The organism is Alcanivorax sp. HI0044 (genome assembly GCF_001634945.1).
Map to the genome: position 1 here is coordinate 1 of NZ_LWEZ01001764.1, position 925 is coordinate 925.

Here is a 925-nt window from a genome sequence, read left to right on the forward strand (position 1 = left end):
AAAAGCCACGACGAGCAAAGCCTGTGGGACATGGTGGCGTTACTCAGCGCCCTGCCCTCACTGAGCGAAAACGATTGGCAGGCACTACTGGACGACTCAGGCACAGCACCCGCCGGCCAGGGGCACGGCGGTGCAGGCCATCATCACTGAAAACCATCGTCAACGGTAACCGTGCCCTTGATCATTTCGTTACAGCGACCAAGGGCACTCACCTAACCGGAGCAGTTGTCGTACTCGTCCGTTTCCAGGCTGCGCAGCTCGCCATTATTCTGAATCTGGATATCCAGGTCCCGCAGGTGACCATCACCGATACCGTAAATCCAGCCGTGAATGGTCAACGGCTGATCGCGACGCCAGGCTTCCTGAACCACAGTGGTGTTGGACACATTGATTACCTGGCGGGCCACATTCAGCTCACACATCTTGTCCACTCGCGCTGCCTCATCGGGCAGCTCGGCCAGGTTCTTGCGATTGCGCAGGTACAGTTCGCGCACCTGCCGCAACCAGTTGTCGATCAGGCCATGGGGCACATCTTCCATGGCCGCCTTGATGCCGCCACAACCGTAATGGCCCACCACCATGATGTGCTTCACCTTCAATACATCCACGGCAAACTGCAGCACCGACAGCAGGTTCAGGTCGGTATGGTTGACCAGGTTGGCCACATTGCGGTGAACAAACAGCTCGCCGGGCATCATGCCTACCACTTCGTTGGCTGGCACCCGGGAATCGGCACAACCGATCCACAGATATTCCGGGTTCTGCTGTTCACCCAGCGCCTTGAAGAAGCCGGGGTGGCGCTCTTCAATTTCGTGGCGCCATTTTTCATTGTTGGAAAACAGTTCAGGTAGGGATTTCATGGTCTCTCGCTTTTTTACCCAATCATGCTACACGCGGCACGCTAACACGCCGCCTTAACCACCGG

Annotated in this window: 1 protein-coding gene; it reads right to left on the reverse strand. The window is 57.2% G+C overall.

From position 1 onward, the window contains the following. Positions 1 to 212 precede the first annotated feature (212 nt). The gene (gene can, locus A3730_RS26380; RefSeq protein ID WP_063520404.1) at positions 213 to 860 is read right to left on the reverse strand and encodes a carbonate dehydratase; all 648 of its coding nucleotides are present in this window, start codon (positions 858 to 860) and stop codon (positions 213 to 215) included. Positions 861 to 925 lie beyond the last annotated feature (65 nt).

Bases quoted from the DNA above. Each gene is read 5' to 3' on its own strand.
- can (WP_063520404.1), bottom strand. From the start codon at position 860: ATGAAATCCCTACCTGAACTGTTTTCCAACAATGAAAAATGGCGCCAC.